Genomic DNA, 18,275 nt, shown 5'->3' on the forward strand with positions numbered 1-18,275 from the left:
ATGCAGCGCATTGTGGTTCTGGCCGGCGGGATCGGGGGCGCCCGCTTCCTCCGCGGCCTCATGTCAGCAGTCCCCGAGTCCTCCCTCACCGTCATCGGCAACACCGGCGACGACATTCACCTGTTCGGGCTGAAGGTCTGTCCCGACCTCGACACGGTGATGTACACGCTCGGCGGCGGCATCCACGAGGAGCAGGGGTGGGGCCGGGCCGGTGAGACGTTCGCCGTGAAGGAGGAGCTCGCCGCGTACGGGGTGGGGCCCGACTGGTTCGGCCTGGGCGACCGCGACTTCGCCACGCACATCGTGCGGACGCAGATGCTCGCCGCCGGCTATCCCCTGAGCGCCGTCACCGAAGCCCTGTGCGACCGCTGGAAGCCGGGCGTCCGGCTGCTGCCGATGAGCGACGACCGCGTCGAGACCCACGTGATGATCGACGACCCCGACGGCGCACCCGGCGCCCGCAAGGCCGTCCACTTCCAGGAGTACTGGGTCCGCCTGCGCGCCTCCGTGCCCGCCCACGCGATCATCCCGGTCGGCGCCGAGCAGGCCAAGCCGGCGCCCGGCGTGCTCGAAGCCATCGCCGAGGCCGACGTCATCCTCTTCCCGCCGTCCAACCCCGTCGTCAGCGTCGGCTCCATCCTCTCCGTGCCCGGCATCCGCGAGGCCGTCGCCGACGCGGCCGCCCCCGTCGTCGGCCTCTCCCCCATCGTCGGCGGCTCGCCCGTGCGCGGCATGGCCGACAAGGTGCTGGCCGCGGTCGGCGTCGAGTCCACCGCCGCGGCCGTCGCCCGCCACTACGGCCCCGGCCTCCTCGACGGCTGGCTCGTCGACACCGTCGACGCCGCAGCCGTGGCCGACGTCGAGGCGGCGGGCATCGCCTGCCGCGCCGTGCCGCTGATGATGACGGACCTCGAGGCCACGGCCGCGATGGCCCGCGAGGCGCTGGCGCTGGCCGGAGAGGTGAAGAAGTGAGCGCTCTCCCCTCCTACCGCGTCTGGGCGCTGCCCGGCATCCCCGAGGTCCGTCCCGGCGACGACCTGGTCAAGCTCGTCGCCACCGCCGCCACGGCCGACGGCCTGCCGGGCCTGGCCGACGGCGACGTCCTCGTCGTCACGTCGAAGATCGTCAGCAAGGCCGAGGGCCGGATCGTCGCGGCCGACGACCGCGAGGCCGCCATCGACGCCGAGACCGTACGGCTCGTGGCCCGCCGCGGCACCCTGCGCATCGTCGAGAACCGGCTCGGCCTCGTCATGGCCGCCGCCGGCGTGGACGCGTCCAACACCACCGCCGGAACGGTCCTGCTGCTCCCCGAGGACCCCGACGCCTCTGCCCGGCTCCTCCGGGACGGCATCCGGGACACGCTCGGGGTCGACGTCGGGGTCGTGATCACGGACACCGCGGGGCGGCCCTGGCGCAAGGGCGTCACCGACTTCGCCATCGGCGCGGCGGGCGTACAGGTGGTGAACGACCTGCGCGGCGACGTCGACGCGTACGGCAACCCGCTCGTCGCGACCGTCGTCGCCACCGTCGACGAACTGGCCGCCGCGGGTGACCTGGTCAAGGGCAAGGCGGGCGGCCTGCCCGTCGCGGTGGTCCGCGGCCTTCCCCACGTCGTGGCCGACACCGCGGACGGGGCGGGCGACCTGGTGCGGGGCGCGGCGGACGACATGTTCCGCCTCGGCACGTCCGAGGCCGTACGCGAGGCGGTCACCCTCCGCCGCACGGTCCGCGCCTTCACGGACGACCCCGTCGACCCCGGCGCCGTGCGGCGCGCCGTCGCCGCGGCCGTCACGGCACCGGCGCCGCACCACACGACGCCGTGGCGGTTCGTGCTGCTCGAGTCGGAGGAGTCACGGACGCGGCTGCTGGACGCGATGCGGGACGCGTGGGTCGCGGACCTGCGCGCGGACGGCCGCACGGAGGAGGCCGTCGCACGGCGCGTACGCCGCGGCGACGTCCTCCGCAACGCGCCGTACCTGGCGGTGCCGTGCCTGGTGATGGACGGCTCGCACGACTACCCCGACCCTCGCCGGTCGACGGCGGAGCGGGAGATGTTCGTCGTCGCCGCCGGTGCGGCCGTGCAGAACTTCCTGGTGGCGCTGGCCGGGGAACGTCTCGGGTCGGCGTGGGTGTCGTCGACGATGTTCTGCCGCGACGTGGTCCGTGACGTCCTGGGGCTCCCCGCGTCGTGGGACCCGATGGGCGCGGTCGCGATCGGCCGCCCGGCGGAAGCGCCGAAGGCGCGCGAAGCGCGTGACGCGGGGGCGTTCATCACGGTGCGGTGAGCTTCCGGGTGTGGCCCGGTGGCCCCACCACACCTGCATGCCGCGGGGATCCAGCGCCGTCGTGGGGCGCTAGATCCCCGCAAAATCGCGGGGTGCGAAACGTGGTGCCCGCCGCGGCAGGCGCACCCCCGACAGCAGGACGTACCGGCACGCCCGGTACCGCTGCCCCTCGTACGGTTCCAGCAACCGCAGCATGCCCTCGTCGTCCATCCCGCGCTCCCCCGTCAGCGCGTAGCCCACCACCCGGGGCAGGTGCAGGTCGCCGACCGTCACCGCGTCCGGCGCGCCGTTGCAGCGTTGCAGGGTCTCCGCCGCCGTCCACGGGCCGATTCCTGCTACCGCCTGGAGCCGCACCGACGCCGCCGCGTCGTCCATCGCCGCCGCCTCCTCCAGCCGCGCGGCGACCCGCGCCGCCCGCACGACCGTCGCCGACCGCTTGGCGTCGACCCCGGCGCGGTGCCACTCCCAGGAGGGGATCAGCGCCCAGTCCCGCGGCTCCGGCATGACCCGCATGCCGCGCGGCACCAGCTCCACGGGCCCCGGCGCGGGCTCCCCGAACCGCTGCACCAGCAGCCGCCACGCCCGGTACGCCTCGTCGCTCGTGACCTTCTGTTCGAGGATCGAGGGGATCAGCGACTCCAGCACCAGCCCGGTACGGGCCAGCCGCAGGCCGGGGTGGCGGCGCCACGCATCGGCCACCAGCCGGTGGCGCGGCGCGAACGCGCCGGGGTCGTCACCCGCGCCCAGGAGCACCGGCAACCGGTCGAGCAGCCACTCGGCCCCCGGCCCCCACGCCTCGCCGGCCACCTCACCGTCCCGTGCCCGCAGCCGCAGCGTGCCCGGCCCCGCGGGCGTACGGCTCACCCGCCAGATCGCGCCGTCGGGCGCGACCCGGTACGCGGGGTCGCCGGGCCCGCGCGCGAGCACGCCGAGGGTGCGCCCGAGGTCGTAGGGGCCCTGGGGAACCCAGGTGCGGGTGGTGGCCATCAGGCCAGCCTAAGCGAGCGGCCCGCGGAACCTACTGGTCGGACGAGAACCGCACCGCACCGCGCGGGATGCGCGCGTCGCACCACACCCGCGCCCCGCCCAGCAGCTCGTTGTCGGCGCCGATGTGCGCCCCGTCGCCCACGACCGCCCCGTCCAGCACCGTGCGCGCCCCCACGCGCGCACCCGCTCCGACGAGCGAGTCGCGCACGACGGCGCCCGCCTCGATGACCGCGCCGTCCAGGATCGTGCTGCCGTCGACGCGCGCGCCGGGCTCCACGCGGGCGCCGGTGCCCACGACCGTGCCGCCCATGAGCTTGGCGTCGGCGGCGACCTGGGCGCCGTCGAGGACGAGGCGGTCGCCGCAGCGGCCGGGCACGGCCGGGGAGGGGGCGCGGCCGAGGACGAGGTCGGCGGAGCCGCGGACAAAGGCCTGCGGGGTGCCGAGGTCGAGCCAGTACGTGGAGTCGACCATGCCCTGGAGGTGCGCGCCGTCGGCCAGCAGGCCGGGGAACGTCTCGCGTTCGACGGAGACCGGCCGCCCGGCGGGGATGGAGTCGATGACGGAGCGGTTGAAGACGTACGCGCCCGCGTTGATCTGGTCGGTGACGATCTCCTCGGGCGTCTGCGGCTTCTCCAGGAAGGCGGTGACGCGCCCGGTGTCGTCGGTGGGCACGAGGCCGTACGCCCGCGGGTCCTCGACCCGCGTGAGGTGCAGCGAGACGTCCGCGCCGGAGTCGCGGTGGGTGGCGACGAGGGCCCGGATGTCGAGGCCGGTCAGGATGTCGCCGTTGAAGATCAGCACGGGGTCGTCCGGCCCGGAGTGCAGCCGGGAGGCGACGTTGCGGATGGCGCCGCCGGTGCCGAGCGGGTCGGTCTCGGTGACGTACTCCAGGTGCAGGCCCAGGGCCGAGCCGTCGCCGAAGTGGGGCTCGAAGACCTCGGCCAGGTAGGACGTGGCCATCACGATGTGCTCGACGCCGGCCGCCTTGGCGCGGGCCAGCTGGTGGGTGAGGAAGGGCACGCCCGCCGCCGGCACCATGGGCTTGGGGGTGTGCACCGTGAGCGGTCGCAGCCTGGTCCCCTTGCCGCCGACCAGGAGGATCGCTTCAGGCGCGTCAGTCAGCTTGGTCAACGTTGTCGTCTCTGCTTCCTGCTGGGGCCGGGCCGTGATCGGCGGCCAGTGTATGCAGAACGTACCGGTCCGGTTGTGCCCGGTCAGCGGCCCTGGAGCCGGGCGGCCGCGGAGCGGATGGTGCCGAGCCTGGCGTAGAGGCGGTCGCCGGGGCACTCGGTGGCGTAGCCGTCGCGGTGCCCGGAGATCACCTTGAGCTTGACCGTGCTGCCCTTCTTGAAGAGGTTGCCGCCGCCGGACACCAGCGTCACGGTGCCCCGGGGATTGACGTCGTAGAGGCCGAGCTTCCATGCGGTGATGGCGGCCACGGCCTCGACCGCGGCGCCGGAGGGGCCGGTCCTGGCGAAGGTGCCGAGCACGGCGATCCCCATGCTGTTGGTGTTGAAACCGAGAGTATGGGCGCCTCTGACGGGTTTCGCCACACCGCCTGCCCGGCCCTCGTAGACGGTGCCGCACTTGTCGACGAGGAAGTTGTAGCCGAGGTCGCGCCAGCCGCTGCTCACCACGTGGTAGCGGTAGATACCGCGGATGACGGAGGGTGACTGGGAGCAGCTGTAGGTGTTGCCCGAGGCCGTGTGGTGCACGAACGCGGCGCGGACGGTCTTGTCGTACGGGAAGCCGTGCTCGCGGATCGTCTCGTCGGCGCCCCAGCCGGCCCGGGTGACGATGCGGGGGCGGGGGCCGACCCAGCGGCCGGTGGGGCTGGCGCCGGTGTCGGTGCCGTCGCCGGGGTCGGTGGTGCCGGGCAGGGCCTGGTCCTCGGGGTCGCCGCCCTCCTCTCGTCCGTCGGCGGGCGTCTTCTCGCCGGCGGCGTGCACGTCCACGTGGGTGGCGGCGACGTCCCGCGCCGACTCGGCCTTGCTCGCGGCGGGGATCTCCAGGGCGCCGACGGGGGCGAGGGGCGCGTTGGCGGCGGAGGCGGCGTGGTCGTCGTCGGTGGCGAGGGGGGCCTGCGGTGCGGAGCCGCCGGAGCGGGGGCGGGGCCGGGCGGCGGGGCGGGCGGGGTCCTTGCCCGGGTCGACGAGTTCGAGCCGCATGCCGGGCGGCAGCGCTCGGGTCTCGCGGGGGGCGCCGGCGCCCGTGTCGGGGCGTACGCGGACCTCGACGGCGTCGGAGGGGCCGACCCACAGGGGTGCGGTGGCGCCGCGCACGCCCTTGCCGCGCGCCTCGGGGGTGCCGGGGTCGGGGCGGTCGCCGTGGGTCTCGATGTCCTGCCAGTCGGACCAGGTGCCGGTGGAGAGGGCGCGGGTGCGGACCTGGGCGGTGCCGCGCAGTTCCCTGGCAGCGTCGTCCCAGACGATGCCGACCAGCGAGAACGGCTTGACCTCGCGGGCGGGGACGCCGCGGGCGGGGGCCGGGGTCCTGCCGGTGGTGCGGCGCGTGGGGCCGAGGGGGACCAGGGGCAGGGAGCGGGTGGCGCCCGGGAGCGCGAGGGACTGCCGGCGGGCGGCGCCGGCGGCGCGCAGGGCGGCGCGGGGCCTGGCGGCGCGCCGGAGGGCGCTCGACGCCCCTTCCGGGGCGCCCTTGGCGCTGGTCGTTCCCCGGGCTCCGGGAGGTGCCGAGGTGCCGGGCCGGGGTGTTCCGGCGGGGGTGGTGCCGGGGCGGGCGTCGCCGGACGGGGTGGCTCCGGCGGGGGTGGCGAGGAAGGGCAGGGTCAGGACCGCCGCGCAGGCGGTGACGGCTGCCGAGGAGACAAAATTTCCACGCATGTCAGAAATACTGGTCATACCCGGTCAAATATGTCCATCAGTGAACTGACGGCGAGTCGGCCCGAACGGAGCAGCCCGGCACCCCCGGACGGACCAGCGGGCGACGGCCGCGGACTGCCCGTCAGGAGCCGCGCGCCGTACCCTGGCGCCGATGAACGCCACCGACCGCACCCCCGCCGACCTGCTGCGTTCCGCGCTCGCCGCGGACCCGGCCCGCCCGCTGGTGACCTTCTACGACGACGCCACCGGCGAGCGCGTGGAACTGTCCGTCGCCACCTTCGCCAATTGGGTGGCGAAGACCGCCAATCTGCTCCAGGACGACCTCGCCGCCGCACCCGGCGACCGGCTGGCCCTCCTCCTTCCGGCCCACTGGCAGACCGCCGTCTGGCTGGTGGCCTGCTCCTCCGTCGGCGTCCTCGCCGACGTGGGCGGCGACCCGGCCGGCGCCGACCTCGTCGTCAGCGGCCCCGGCACGCTGGAGGAGGCGCGCGCCTGCACCGGCGAGCGCGTCGCCCTCGCCCTGCGCCCCCTGGGCGGCCGCTTCCCCCAGCCCCCGGCCGGCTTCGCCGACTACGCGGTGGAGGTGCCGAGCCAGGGCGACCGCTTCGCCCCGTACGCCCCCGTCGACCCGGACGAGCCCGCGCTGGCCGTGGGCGGCCGGGAACTGACGGGCGCCCAGCTCGTCGAGCAGGCCCGCGCCGACGCCGCCCGGCTGGGCCTGGGCCCCGGCGAGCGCATCCTGTCCGGGCTGCCGTACGACACCTGGGAGGGCCTGGCGGCCGGGCTGTACGCGCCGCTGGCCGCCGGCGCGTCCGTGGTGCTCTGCCGCAACCTCGACGCCCTCGCCCCCGAGGACCTGGACAAGCGGCGCGAGAGCGAGCGCGTCACCGTGACGGCCCTCTGACGCTGCCGGAGCGGCCCGGCCGCGCGATGATCGCAGCAGGCGCGCGGCCGCCGCGGCACGGACGGCGGCGACCGCGCGCAGGCCGCCGACTCCGCGGAGGAGGGACGCAGCGCAGCCGTGACCCGCAGCCCTGGCACGCCCGGCCGTCCGGACCGCCCCCGCATCCCGGGGCCGCCCGGCCGCCCGCCGCTGCCCCCTCCCCCGCCGGCCCGCCGCCGGCCCCGGCGCTGGCCGCGCCGGCTGGCCGCGGCCGCGGCGGTGCTCGTGCTGCTGGTGACGGGGATCGGCTGGGCGCTCTACGAGCAGCTCAACAGCAACATCACCACCGACACCGAGACGGCCGAGGAGCTGCGCCGCTGGGAGAAGGAACGTCCCAGCGCGCTGGTCAAGGGCGCCCAGAACATCCTGGTCATCGGGTCGGACACGCGCAGCGGGCCGGGCAACTCCGCCTACGGCGAGGACACCGGCGGCCAGCGCTCGGACACCACGATCCTGCTGCACCTGGCCGCCGACCGGAGGAGCGCGACGGCCGTCAGCCTGCCGCGCGACCTGATGGCCACCATCCCGCGCTGCCGGAAACCGGACGGCGCGTACACCAATGAACGTTTCGCCCAGTTCAACTGGGCATACGAGATGGCCGGCACCGCCTGCACCATCCGCACCGTCGAGAACATCACGCACATCCGGATCGACCATCACATCGTGCTGGACTTCAACGGGTTCAAACAGCTGGTCGACGCGATCGACGGCGTCGAGGTCTGCCTGAAGAAGCCTGTCGACGACCCCGAGGCCAAGCTCCGGCTGCCGGCCGGCCGCCAGGTCCTGCACGGCGAGGAGGCGCTGGGCTACGTCCGCGCCCGCTACAGCCTCGGCGGCGGCAGCGACACCGAACGCATGGGCCGGCAGCAGACGTTCCTGGCGGCCCTGGTGCGCGAGATGCACAGCGAGGGCGTGCTCCTCAACCCCACGCGCCTCTACCCCGTCCTGGACGCCGCCACCCGCTCGCTGACCACCGACGAGGGGCTCGACTCGCTGCGCAAGATGTACGAGCTGGTGCGCACCGTCCGGAACATCCCCACCGATCACGTGCAGTTCCTCACGGCACCGCGCCGCCCGTACCCGTACAACAACGCGCGCGACGAGCTCGTCCAGCCCGACGCCGACCAGCTGTTCCAGCAGCTGCGCCTGGACCGGCCGGTGACGGTCAGCGAGCACGTGCGGCCCGCGGACGGCAAGCCGGGCGGCGCCCGGCCGGGCCGGGAGCCGGCGCCCGAACCGGAGCCGGCCCCCTCGCCGGAGGCCGGGGCCACCGAGGGCGGCCCCGCCGCTCCGGCCGCCTCCCCGTCCCCCTCCGCCTCCTCGCCGCTGCCGTCCACGCCGCCCACCTACCCGGGCACCACGGCGGCGCGCGGCATCTGCGGCTGACCGCCCCGCAGTCGTTCCGTCATCCCGTCCTACCATCCGCTCCGCGAAGGGATTGGGCAGATTGCCCAGTTGTAGGGGAGTGCAATTTGTCACGGGCGTCGCTTGACGCTGAACTGGGCGGATAGTGTGAGCGACCCGGTGCGCACGGCCGGGCTGACCGCGCACTGCACAAACGACGTGACCGAGCGCCATGGGGGGTAGGCGCCGCACGGCACCGACGGAGGATTCAAGCGACCGTGGACGCGCAAGGCCGTGGGCGAGCGGGCGGTATCGACCCCGCCGACCAGTGGGTGTTCGACCCCGAGACCGGCAGCTACCAGCTGCGCCTTGACCCCGCCGGGGAGCCCCTGACGGCTCCCGGCACCACCCCCTCGGCCCCTCCCGCCGCCCGGCGCGGCACCGCCAGACCTCCGGCCACCGGCCGCCCCCGGCCCCGCACCGGCGGCGGCGCGGGCGGGAGCGGTACCGGGGCCGGCTCGGGTTCCGGTGGTGGCAAGGGCGGCGGCAGGAGCGGCGCCGGCGGGCGGGCGGTCCCGGGCCAGCGCGGCACCGGCGGCGGCCGCCGGGCCGGGGCGAAGCCCGCACCGGCGGGCCGGCGCAAGGGCAAGGGCAAGCCGAAGAGCACCAAGAAGAAGGTCCTCATGTGGACCGGCGGCACGCTCGGCACCGTGCTCGTCGTCGCGTCGGTGGGCGGCTACCTGCTCTACGAGCACTTCAACGGCAACATCTCCAAGGTCGACGTCGGCATCAACAACGACACGATCCCCAAGGGGCCGGTGAACATCCTCGTCATCGGCACCGACAAACGCTCCGGCAAGGGCAACACCGGCTACGGCGACGACGGCAGCGTGGGCCACGCGGACACCACGATCCTCTTCCACGTCTCGGAGGACCGGACGAACGCCACGGCGCTCTCCATCCCCCGCGACATGATCACGGACATTCCGGACTGCCCGACGAAGCAGAAGGACGGCTCGACCAAGACGATCCGCGGCTCCCACGGCGTCCGCTTCAACGAGTCGCTGGGCCAGGAGGACCGCGACCCGGGCTGCACCTGGCGCACCGTCGAGCAGCTGACGGGATTGAAGGTCACCCACTTCATGATGGCCGACTTCAACGCCGTCAAGCAGCTGTCCTCGGCGGTCGGCGGCGTCGAGGTGTGCCTGGCCAAGGACATCAACGACCCGAAGTCCCACCTCAAGCTGAGCAAGGGCCGGCACGAGATCGAGGGCGAGGACGCCCTCGCCTTCGTCCGCACCCGGCACAGCGTGGGCTTCGAGAGCGACCTGGACCGGATCAAGCTCCAGCAGCAGTTCCTGAGCTCGATGATGCGCCGGATGAAGTCCGACGACACGCTCACCAACCCCAAGAAGCTCTACAACCTGGGCGACGCGGCCACCAAGTCGCTGACCGTCGACACCGGCATAGGATCGGTGAGCAAGCTGACCGCGCTCGCCAAGGAGATGAGCAAGGTCAACCTGAAGAACGTCACGTTCGCGACCGTGCCCGTCATGGACAACCCCGCCGACGGCAAGGTGCACAAAACCGTCATCCTGGACAAGGCGAAGGCCGAGCCGCTGTTCGCGATGGTCCGTCAGGACGTCTCCCTCACCGAGGTGAAGGACAAGGAGCGCAAGCAGCAGGAGGAGGCGGACGCCAAGCAGGCCGCGCTGCTCCAGGGCGCCCGCGCCCTCCCCGCGGCCGTCCGCGTCAAGGTCCTCAACGGCAGCGGCCGCATGGGCGCGGCGAGCGAGACCGTCACCTGGATGCAGAACTCCAAGGGCATGGCCCACACCAGCAACGGCGGCAACGCACCCGGCAAGGCGGAGAAGACGACCCTGGAGTTCGCCCCCAACCAGGCCGACCAGGCACGCCGTCTCGCCGACGAGATGGGCCTGGCGGCCGACGCCCTGAAGCAGTCCGCGACCGACGCCGCGCCCACCGCGGAGATGACGCTGACGCTCGGTGCGGACTTCAAGGGCGCCGGGGTGCCGGTCAAGGCGCCGCAGAAGGCCCCCGAGGACATCCAGCGGGTCGAGGCGGACGACAAGAACATCTGCGCCAAGTGAACCCGGGGAACGGGCTTTCGCATCTCATTACGCAGTCATACTCATTCAGGTAAAACACGCCTGCCCATCGGGCCGGACGCACCACCAGGGGAGGCCCGATGCGGCAGAGCAGCGGCGTTCGGAAGGAACAGCCCGCCGACGCGGCTGCGGAGGACGTCCGCACCGAGGACACCAGCACCACGGGCGAGGACGCCGGGACCGGCACCGTACCGCCACCCCGCACCGGCGGGAGCGGGCGCAGAGGTGAGCCGGACCCCGAGCCCAAGGCCCGTCGCCGCTTCTGGCGAATAGCCCGCTGGGCCGCCCTGGCGCTCGCCCTGGTGATCCTGGGCGTGGGGGCGGCCGGCTGGTTCTACTACCAGCACCTCAACGACAACATCAAGAAGAACAAGCTCAACCTCGGCGACAAGCAGCTCGACCGCAGCGCCGCCAACGCCGACGGCCAGCGCCCGCTCAACATCCTGCTGCTCGGCTCGGACAGCCGCGGCAGCAAGGAGAACCAGGAGCTCGGCGGCGCCCGCGACGACGCCGACCGCCCGCCGCTGGCCGACGTGCAGATGCTCGTGCACGTCTCCGCCGACCGCAGCAACATGTCGGTGATATCGGTGCCGCGCGACACCCGCGTCACCATCCCCAAGTGCACCGACCCCGAGAGCGGCAAGGTGTACAAGGCGACCGACCGTCAGATCATCAACACCAGTCTGATGAACGGCGGCCCCGGCTGCACGGTCGCCACCTGGGAGGAGCTCACCGGCATCCCGATCGACCACTTCATGATGATCGACTTTGCCGGCGTGGTGAACATGGCCGACGCGGTGGGCGGCGTCCCGGTCTGCGTGGACGCCAACGTGTACGACGACAAGTCGGGCCTGCGGCTCACCAAGGGCACCCACACCGTCAAGGGCGTCCAGGCCCTCCAGTGGCTGCGCACCCGGCACGGCTTCGAGGACGGCAGCGACATCGGCCGGACGCACGCCCAGCACATGTACATGAACGCGATGGTGCGCCAGCTCAAGGGCGGCACCAAGCTCAGCGACCCGGGCCAGCTCACCGACCTGGCCGAGGCGGCCACCAAGGCGCTCACCGTCGACAAGGACCTGGGGTCGGTCAAGAAGCTCTACGACCTCGCCGACGACATCAAGCGCGTGCCCTCCGGCCGCATCACCATGACCACGATGCCGTGGGTCTCCGACCCGCGGAACCCGGACGCGCACGTGATCCCCAAGCCCGGGGACGCCGACAAGCTCTTCTCGCTCGTCCGCAACGACATCGCGCTGGACGGCAAGGACCCCAGGAAGGACGCGAAGAGCACCGCCTCCGCGCCCCCGGCCTCCGCTCCCAAGAACATCCCGGTCACCGTCTTCAACGGCACCGGCACCGCCGTCGAGCCGCCGGCCACCGGCCGCGGCTCGGACATCGCCGCGTTCCTCGTCAAGCAGGGCTTCGCCAAGGCCACGTCCGACTCCACGCCGCGCGCCCAGGCCGACACCACGATCACCTACCCGCGCGCGACGCAGCGCAACGACGCCCTCGCCGTGGCCAAGGCCCTCGGCCTGCCGGACAGCGCGGTGCGCCACTCGCCGGAGGTCCAGCAGATCACGCTGGTGATCGGCGGCGACTGGCGTACGGGGACGACGTACCCGAAGTCGGCCCTGGAGGACGGGGACGCGGACCCGACGGGCTCGCCGTCGGCGTCCGCGACCGCTTCTCCTTCTCCCTCGGCGGGTGCGAAGGACGGCAAGAAGAAGGCCGACGAGAACAAGGCACCGGAGAGCTCGGACCCGCTGAACGGCGACGACAAGTCCGCCTGCATGAAGGTCAACTCGCTCAACCGGTTCTGATCAGTGCATACGACCGGGGCCCGGACCGCATCAGCGGCCCGGGCCCCGTCGTCCGTCGATCCGTCGGGTCGCCGGTCCGTCAGTCCGCCATGACCGCCGGGCGGCGGCTGGCGATGACCTTCTTCGCGAGCGAGCGCGGGCTGGTCAGGAAGCCGACGCCCCACGACATGTGCATGGTCGCCAGCGCGACCGGGATGCGTACGCGGGCCGCGAGCGGCAGCCCCTTGCCGGCCGGCACCGAGCCCGCCGTGATCGCGGCCAGGTAGCCGGCCGGCACGACGAAGCCCCACGGCGTGACCGTCGCGCCCACGACCAGGCCCGCCGCGATGGCGGCCACGGCGGTCGGCGCGGCGAGGTAGCGCAGGTTGATCGAGCCCTGGTGGTAACGGGCGACGACGTGCCGCCAGCGCCCGTAGTCCTTGTACTGCTTGGCCAGCGCCCGGACGTTCGGGCGGGGGCGGTACGAGACCTTCAGCTCGGGCGAGAACCAGATCAGCCCGCCCGCCTCGCGGATGCGGAAGTTCAGCTCCCAGTCCTGGGCGCGGATGAACTCCTCGTTGTACCCGCCCTGCCGCTCCAGCGCCTCGCGCCGGAAGACGCCCAGGTAGACCGTCTCGGCCGGACCCGCCTGGCCGCCGGTGTGGAAGGCGGCGTTGCCGACACCGATCTTCGAGGTCATCGCGGCGGCGACGGCCTTCTCCCAGTCGTTCTCGCCCTCGGCGTGCATGATGCCGCCGACGTTCTGCGCGCCGGTCTCCTCCAGGAGCCGCACGGCGGTGGCGATGTAGTCCGGGGAGAGCATGCCGTGCCCGTCGACGCGTACCACGATCGGGTGACGCGACGCCTTGATCGCGGCGTTGAGGGCGGCCGGGGTGCGGCCGGTGGGATTCGGCACGGTGTGGACCCGCGGGTCCTCCCGGACGAGCTCCGCGGCGATCTCGTCCGTACGGTCCGTGGACGGGCCGAGGGCGATCACCACCTCCAGCTCACCGGCATACTCCTGCTCCAGGATGTGCCGCACGGAGGTGCGCAGATGCCGCTCTTCATTGAGCACCGGCATGATCACGGAAACGGCGGGCGGCCGCTCGGGCTGCTGACCGGTCGGTCGACCGGGCTGATCGGGCTGGTCGGGCATGGTTCCTCGGTGGTACGGAGGGCGGGGAGTCCCCCCGGCGGACGGCGGAATCGTGCGTCACGTTACCGCCAACGGAGTACGGGCCGCCGCCCCGGCCGGGTGGCGGGGTTGCCCCGGACGGCGTGGGGCCGCAGACAGTTCATCGTATGGGCCTACCGTGTGTCCGGTCGTCCACCGGGACTCCCCGCGGCCCCGGCCGCCGGGTCGCCCCCGGTCCCCCGCCCGCACGTCGCGGAGGTGCCGCAGTGACCGCACAGACCCGCCGCCCCCGCCACCGCACGGTCCCCGCCCCCGTCCCCCACCCGGACGGGGCGGTGCGCCGCCGGCCGCGCTGGGGCATGCGGCTGGCGACGGGTGTGGCCGTGGCCGTCCTGGGCACCGGGGGCATCGGACACGCGGTGGTCATGGGGCTGGAGGGCGGCATCGGCCGGGTCGACGCCTTCGACGGGCTGTCCGGCCGGCCGGACGGGGGCCGCGGCACCAACGTCCTGCTGGTCGGCACCGACGGCCGCGACAAGATCACGGAGGACGAGCGGCGCCGCTTCCACCTGGGCGGGGTGCCCTGCCACTGCACCGACACGATGATGCTGGTGCACCTCTCCGCGGACCACGACCGCGCCACCGTGGTGAGCCTCCCCCGCGACACCTATACGGAGATCCCCGAGTACACCGACGCGACGGGGCGCATCCGCCCCCCGCACGTGGTGAAGCTGAACGCGGCGTACGCCGAGGGCGGCCCCGGCATGACCGTGCGCTCCGTCGAGCGGCTGACCGGCGTGCATGTCGACCACTACCTGGAGGTGGACTTCACCAGCTTCATGAAGACCGTGGACGCGGTGGGGGGCGTGCAGGTGTGCACCCCGCGCCCGCTGAAGGACCCGTACAGCGGGCTCGACCTGCCGCCGGGCACCAGCACCCTCGACGGCGGCCAGGCCCTGCAGTACGTCCGCTCCCGCCACCTCGACGGCGCCGCCGACCTGGGCCGGATGCAGCGCCAGCAGCGCTTCGTCGCCTCCCTCATGCACAAGGCGACCAGCGGGGGCGTGCTGCTGAACCCGGTGCGGTTCCAGGAGGTCGCCGCCGCCGTGGCCGGCTCCGTACGGGCCGACCGGGGGCTGGGCACGGCGGAGCTGGTGGAGCTGGGCCGGGCGCTGCGGAAGCTGACCCCGGCCTCGGCCGAGTTCACCTCCGTGCCCGTGGCCGTCGCGGACTTCCCCGTGCCGGGCATCGGCTCGACGGTGCGGTGGGACGAGGCCGCGGCGGGCAAGCTGTTCCAGGCGGTGCGGGACGACCGCCCCGTCAACGCCGCGCCCCGCGCCCCGCACAGTGCGCACGACGCCAAGGCCCAGCCCCGGTCGGCGCCGGGCACGGCGGTGGAGGTGGCACCGGAGCTCGTCCGGGTGCAGGTCCTCAACGGCAGCGGCCGGACGGGCCTGGCCCGGGCGACGGACCAGGCGCTGCGCGGCACCGGCTTCGCCACGACGGGCCACCCGGCCGACGCCCCGGCCCCGGCGGACGGCCAGACGATGATCACGTACGACCCGCGCTGGGACCGCTCGGTCCGTTCGCTGGCGGCGGCCCTGCCGGACGCCCGGCTGACGCCGGTGCCGGGCCAGGGCCCGCTGATGAAGGTGACGCTGGGCCCGGACTTCACGCAGGTCAGGCCGGTACGGGCACAGGAGGCGCCGCGTGGGCCGGGCATCTCGGTGGTGACGGGTGACGAGGTGGTGTGCCCGGACCGGGGTACGGAGCGGGGTACGGAACCGGGGCCGGGGCCCGGGGAGCCCTCGTCGGCCGGCCCGGGCGGCGCCAGCCCCGGCGGGGACCACGGGGCCGGCCGCACCACCGGCCACGGCGCGGGCACCGGCTCGGGCAGGGCACCCGCAGGCCGGCCCGTACGCCCGGAGGGCCGCCTCCCCCAGTAGCGGTCAGTCCTCGAAGCCCTCCGCGGCTCGCTTCTCCCGCAGCTCCATGATCGCGCGGCGCCGGGCCAGGCGGTGGGTGCGGCGGATCTGGGCCTCCTGGTAGCGGCGGCGGTCCTTCTCCGTCTCGGGGACCACCGGCGGGACGCGGCGCGGCTTGCCGTTCTCGTCGACGGCCGCGAACACCAGGTAGGCGCTGCCGACCTGCACCGCCGGGGCGGCCTCGTTCCAGCGCTCGGCCAGCACCCGTACGCCGACCTCCATCGAGGACCGGCCGGTCCAGTTGACCTGGGCCTTCACATGGACGAGGTCGCCGACCTTGACCGGCTCCAGGAACGCCATCTCGTCCATCGAGGCGGTGACGGCGGGCCCGCCGGAGTGCCGGCCCGCGACGGCCCCGGCGACGTCGTCCACCAGCTTCATGATCACGCCGCCGTGGACCGTGCCGAGCAGATTGGTGTCGCTCGCGGTCATGATGTGGGACAGCGTCGTGCGGGAGGCCGAGGTGGGCTTGCCGGGTATCGCCGGCTCCTGGGTCCGGTCCTGATTGGTCATGTCCACCACTGTATGCGGGGGCGTGTGACGGCGCGGTTTCGCATCAGCTCTGCAACAGCCCTGCCCCGGTTCCGTCCGTTCACCGGGTTCCGGGGCGCCCCTGCGGGCACACTCGGAGCCATGAACGACTGGCCCGATCGGCGGACCCCCACCCGGCGTCCCGCACCGCCCCCTCAGTACCGGCCGGCCCCGGGCTACGACGGCCCGCAGGGCCCCGGTGGCCACGACGGCTACAACACCGGCCAGGTCTACGGGCGCGGCGGCGCGCCCGCACGCCCCGGCGCGGGCCCGGGGGGCGGCTCCGGGGGCGGTCCGGGCGGTCCCGGGCGTGCGGCCCCGGGCCGTGCGCCCCGTGCCGGCTCACCCGATTGGCGCAAGCGTCTCAAGATCGGTGCGGTGGCGGTGGTCGCGACCGTGCTGGCCGTGTCGGTCGGCACGTACTTCTGGGCCGACAGCAAGCTCCGCCACGAGGTGGACCTGGGCGCGCTCAAGGACCGGCCGGCGGCGGGTGCGGGCACGAACTACCTGATCGTGGGGTCCGACAGCCGCGAGGGCCTGTCCGACGAGGACAAGAAGCAGCTGCACACCGGGTCGGCGGAGGGCAAGCGCACCGACTCGATGATGATCCTCCACACCGGCGACAACGGCACGACGATGCTCAGCCTGCCGCGGGACTCGTACGTGACGATCCCGGCGTTCACCGGCAAGCAGAGCGGCAAGCGCTTCCCCGCCGCCACCCACAAGCTCAACCAGGCGTACGCCGACGGCGGCCCCGAGCTGCTGGCGCAGACGATCGAGTACAACACCGGGCTGCGCATCGACCACTACGCGGAGATCGGCTTCGGCGGCTTCCGCAACCTGGTGGACGCGCTCGGCGGCGTGGAGATGTGCCTGGACAAGCCGGTGAAGGACCGCGACTCGGGCGCGGACTTCAAGGCGGGCTGCCAGACGCTGGACGGCGCGCAGTCGCTGGCGTTCGTGCGCCAGCGCCACCAGGAGGCCGACCAGGACCTGGGCCGCATGCGCAACCAGCAGAAGTTCCTGAACACGCTCGCCAAGCAGGCCGCCTCGCCGGCGACGATCCTCAACCCGTTCCGCCTCTACCCGGTGATCGGCTCGGGCCTCGACACCCTCGTCGTCGACAAGGACATGGGGCTGTGGGACCTGACGTCGATGTTCTGGGCGATGAAGGGCGTGACCGGCGGCGACGGGCAGCAGCTGACGGTGCCGATCTCCAACCCCTCGCTGCCGACGCGTTCCGACGGCGTGGCGGTGAAGTGGGACACGGCGAAGTCCAAGCAGCTGTTCGAGCAGCTGAAGAAGGACGAGAAGGTCACGGTCACCGGCAACTGATCACGCCGCCTCGTCCGGCGAGGGGCCCGTCGCGTCGATGACGGCGAACGTCGCGCCCTGCGGGTCCCGGAGGACCGCCATCCGGCCGGCCGCCATGTCGAACGCCGGTTTGCACACCGAGCCGCCGGCGCGCACCAGGGCGTCGACCGTGCTGTCGGTGTCGTCGACGGAGAAGTACGTCAGCCAGTGCGCGGGCGCGCCGGGCGGCAGCTTCGCCAGGTTCTGCATGCCGCCGACCACGCGGCCCCCGGCCTTGAGCGCGTAGTAGTCCGGCACCTCCTCCATCGCGTCGTTGGCCAGGCCCAGCGCGGCGAGGTAGAAGGACCCGGCGGTGGCGGGGTCGGGCGTGTTGAGCTCGTTCCACACCACGGCGCCCGGTTCGTTGACGACCCGGGCGCCGGAGAACTCACCGGCCTGCCAGACGCCGAAGACCGCGCCCGTCGTGTCGGCGAGGATCGCCATGCGGCCCAGGTCGAGCACGTCCATGGGCTCGGCGAGCACCTTGCCGCCGTTGTCGAGCACCGCCTGCGCGGCGCCGTCGGCGTCGGTGACGGCCAGGTACGGCGTCCAGGCCGGCGGCGGCTTGGAGCCGCCCTCCTGCGCCATCGCCGTCATGATGCCGGCGACGGGTTTCCCGTTCAGGGTGCACACCGCGTACCCGCCGGTCTCGGGCGGGCCGGGCTCGCCCTGCCAGCCGAACAGGTCGGTGTAGAAGTCGAGGGCCTCGCGCTGGTCCGGGACGACGAGGTCGACCCAGCAGGGGGTGCCGGGCACGTACGGTCGGGTCACCTCGGGCATGACGCGGGCCTCCTGGGAAAGCGGGTGTCCGCGACCACCTTCACCCGCCGCCCGGCGGCCCGCCACCGGAAGTACGGCGAACGGCCCCCGGGCGCAGGAGGACGCTGTTGGCGAATTCGGGGGTTCGCGTGACGTCGGCCTTCAAGACCCGGTTGTGGTC

Annotated in this window: 14 protein-coding genes; 8 read left to right on the forward strand and 6 right to left on the reverse strand. The window is 73.7% G+C overall.

Features of this window, described 5'->3' with window-relative positions; all coding sequences use genetic code 11:
* Both cofD and IE305_RS31900 read left to right on the forward strand, forming a co-directional pair.
* The gene (gene cofD / locus IE305_RS31895) at positions 1 to 972 is read left to right on the forward strand and encodes a 2-phospho-L-lactate transferase (protein WP_190133334.1); all 972 of its coding nucleotides are present in this window, start codon (positions 1 to 3) and stop codon (positions 970 to 972) included.
* On the forward strand, positions 969 to 2,285 hold the full coding sequence (locus IE305_RS31900) for a coenzyme F420-0:L-glutamate ligase (protein ID WP_190133335.1): 1,317 nt from the start codon (positions 969 to 971) through the stop codon (positions 2,283 to 2,285). The genes cofD and IE305_RS31900 overlap by 4 nt, the downstream gene beginning before the upstream one ends.
* Positions 2,286 to 2,354: 69 nt before the next feature.
* Here IE305_RS31900 and IE305_RS31905 read toward each other — a convergent pair whose 3' ends face one another.
* The 3 genes from IE305_RS31905 to IE305_RS31915 form a co-directional block, all read right to left on the reverse strand.
* Positions 2,355 to 3,272, reverse strand: coding sequence for a DNA-3-methyladenine glycosylase family protein (locus IE305_RS31905; RefSeq protein WP_190133336.1), 918 nt, complete (start codon positions 3,270 to 3,272; stop codon positions 2,355 to 2,357).
* 31 nt (positions 3,273 to 3,303) lie between these two features.
* On the reverse strand, positions 3,304 to 4,395 hold the full coding sequence (manB, locus tag IE305_RS31910; RefSeq protein ID WP_190133348.1) for a mannose-1-phosphate guanylyltransferase: 1,092 nt from the start codon (positions 4,393 to 4,395) through the stop codon (positions 3,304 to 3,306).
* A 92-nt stretch (positions 4,396 to 4,487) separates the two neighbouring features.
* Entirely contained in the window at positions 4,488 to 6,113 is a 1,626-nt protein-coding gene (locus tag IE305_RS31915) for a peptidoglycan recognition protein family protein (protein WP_190133337.1), read from the reverse strand.
* 151 nt (positions 6,114 to 6,264) lie between these two features.
* Between IE305_RS31915 and IE305_RS31920 the strand changes: the two genes are divergently transcribed.
* From IE305_RS31920 to IE305_RS31935, 4 genes are all read left to right on the forward strand, one after another.
* Complete coding sequence (locus tag IE305_RS31920; protein ID WP_190133338.1) at positions 6,265 to 7,017, forward strand: TIGR03089 family protein; 753 nt, start codon at positions 6,265 to 6,267, stop codon at positions 7,015 to 7,017.
* A gap of 117 nt (positions 7,018 to 7,134) precedes the next feature.
* Positions 7,135 to 8,442 carry an LCP family protein gene (locus tag IE305_RS31925; RefSeq protein WP_190133339.1) on the forward strand — a complete coding sequence of 436 codons (1,308 nt, stop codon included), beginning with the start codon at positions 7,135 to 7,137 and terminating at the stop codon, positions 8,440 to 8,442.
* A 236-nt stretch (positions 8,443 to 8,678) separates the two neighbouring features.
* Entirely contained in the window at positions 8,679 to 10,511 is a 1,833-nt protein-coding gene (locus tag IE305_RS31930) for an LCP family protein (RefSeq protein ID WP_190133340.1), read from the forward strand.
* A gap of 98 nt (positions 10,512 to 10,609) precedes the next feature.
* Positions 10,610 to 12,352, forward strand: coding sequence for an LCP family protein (locus IE305_RS31935; RefSeq protein WP_190133341.1), 1,743 nt, complete (start codon positions 10,610 to 10,612; stop codon positions 12,350 to 12,352).
* 79 nt (positions 12,353 to 12,431) lie between these two features.
* Here the strand turns inward: IE305_RS31935 and IE305_RS31940 are convergent, their stop codons facing one another.
* The gene (locus tag IE305_RS31940; protein WP_190133342.1) at positions 12,432 to 13,487 is read right to left on the reverse strand and encodes a glycosyltransferase family 2 protein; all 1,056 of its coding nucleotides are present in this window, start codon (positions 13,485 to 13,487) and stop codon (positions 12,432 to 12,434) included.
* A 245-nt stretch (positions 13,488 to 13,732) separates the two neighbouring features.
* Between IE305_RS31940 and IE305_RS31945 the strand changes: the two genes are divergently transcribed.
* On the forward strand, positions 13,733 to 15,412 hold the full coding sequence (locus IE305_RS31945) for an LCP family protein (protein ID WP_444546183.1): 1,680 nt from the start codon (positions 13,733 to 13,735) through the stop codon (positions 15,410 to 15,412).
* Positions 15,413 to 15,415: 3 nt separating this feature from the next.
* Here the strand turns inward: IE305_RS31945 and IE305_RS31950 are convergent, their stop codons facing one another.
* Entirely contained in the window at positions 15,416 to 15,964 is a 549-nt protein-coding gene (locus tag IE305_RS31950) for an acyl-CoA thioesterase (protein ID WP_190133343.1), read from the reverse strand.
* A gap of 120 nt (positions 15,965 to 16,084) precedes the next feature.
* Between IE305_RS31950 and IE305_RS31955 the strand changes: the two genes are divergently transcribed.
* Positions 16,085 to 17,317 carry an LCP family protein gene (locus IE305_RS31955; RefSeq protein ID WP_190133344.1) on the forward strand — a complete coding sequence of 411 codons (1,233 nt, stop codon included), beginning with the start codon at positions 16,085 to 16,087 and terminating at the stop codon, positions 17,315 to 17,317.
* Here IE305_RS31955 and IE305_RS31960 read toward each other — a convergent pair whose 3' ends face one another.
* Positions 17,318 to 18,115 (reverse strand): VOC family protein, encoded by a 798-nt coding sequence (locus IE305_RS31960; RefSeq protein ID WP_190133345.1) that lies wholly within the window; start codon positions 18,113 to 18,115, stop codon positions 17,318 to 17,320. It abuts the gene before it with no gap.
* Positions 18,116 to 18,275: the final 160 nt, after the last annotated feature.

It is taken from the genome of Streptomyces mashuensis (assembly GCF_014654785.1).
GTDB lineage: Bacteria > Actinomycetota > Actinomycetes > Streptomycetales > Streptomycetaceae > Streptomyces > Streptomyces mashuensis.

Coding starts and splice junctions, on each gene's coding strand:
- IE305_RS31935 (WP_190133341.1), top strand. CDS start 10,610: ATGCGGCAGAGCAGCGGCGTTCGGAAGGAACAGCCCGCCGACGCGGCT.
- cofD (WP_190133334.1), top strand. CDS start 1: ATGCAGCGCATTGTGGTTCTGGCCGGCGGGATCGGGGGCGCCCGCTTC.
- IE305_RS31905 (WP_190133336.1), bottom strand. CDS start 3,272: ATGGCCACCACCCGCACCTGGGTTCCCCAGGGCCCCTACGACCTCGGG.
- IE305_RS31955 (WP_190133344.1), top strand. CDS start 16,085: ATGAACGACTGGCCCGATCGGCGGACCCCCACCCGGCGTCCCGCACCG.
- IE305_RS31960 (WP_190133345.1), bottom strand. CDS start 18,115: ATGCCCGAGGTGACCCGACCGTACGTGCCCGGCACCCCCTGCTGGGTC.
- IE305_RS31920 (WP_190133338.1), top strand. CDS start 6,265: ATGAACGCCACCGACCGCACCCCCGCCGACCTGCTGCGTTCCGCGCTC.
- IE305_RS31950 (WP_190133343.1), bottom strand. CDS start 15,964: ATGACCAATCAGGACCGGACCCAGGAGCCGGCGATACCCGGCAAGCCC.
- IE305_RS31915 (WP_190133337.1), bottom strand. CDS start 6,113: ATGCGTGGAAATTTTGTCTCCTCGGCAGCCGTCACCGCCTGCGCGGCG.
- IE305_RS31940 (WP_190133342.1), bottom strand. CDS start 13,487: ATGCCCGACCAGCCCGATCAGCCCGGTCGACCGACCGGTCAGCAGCCC.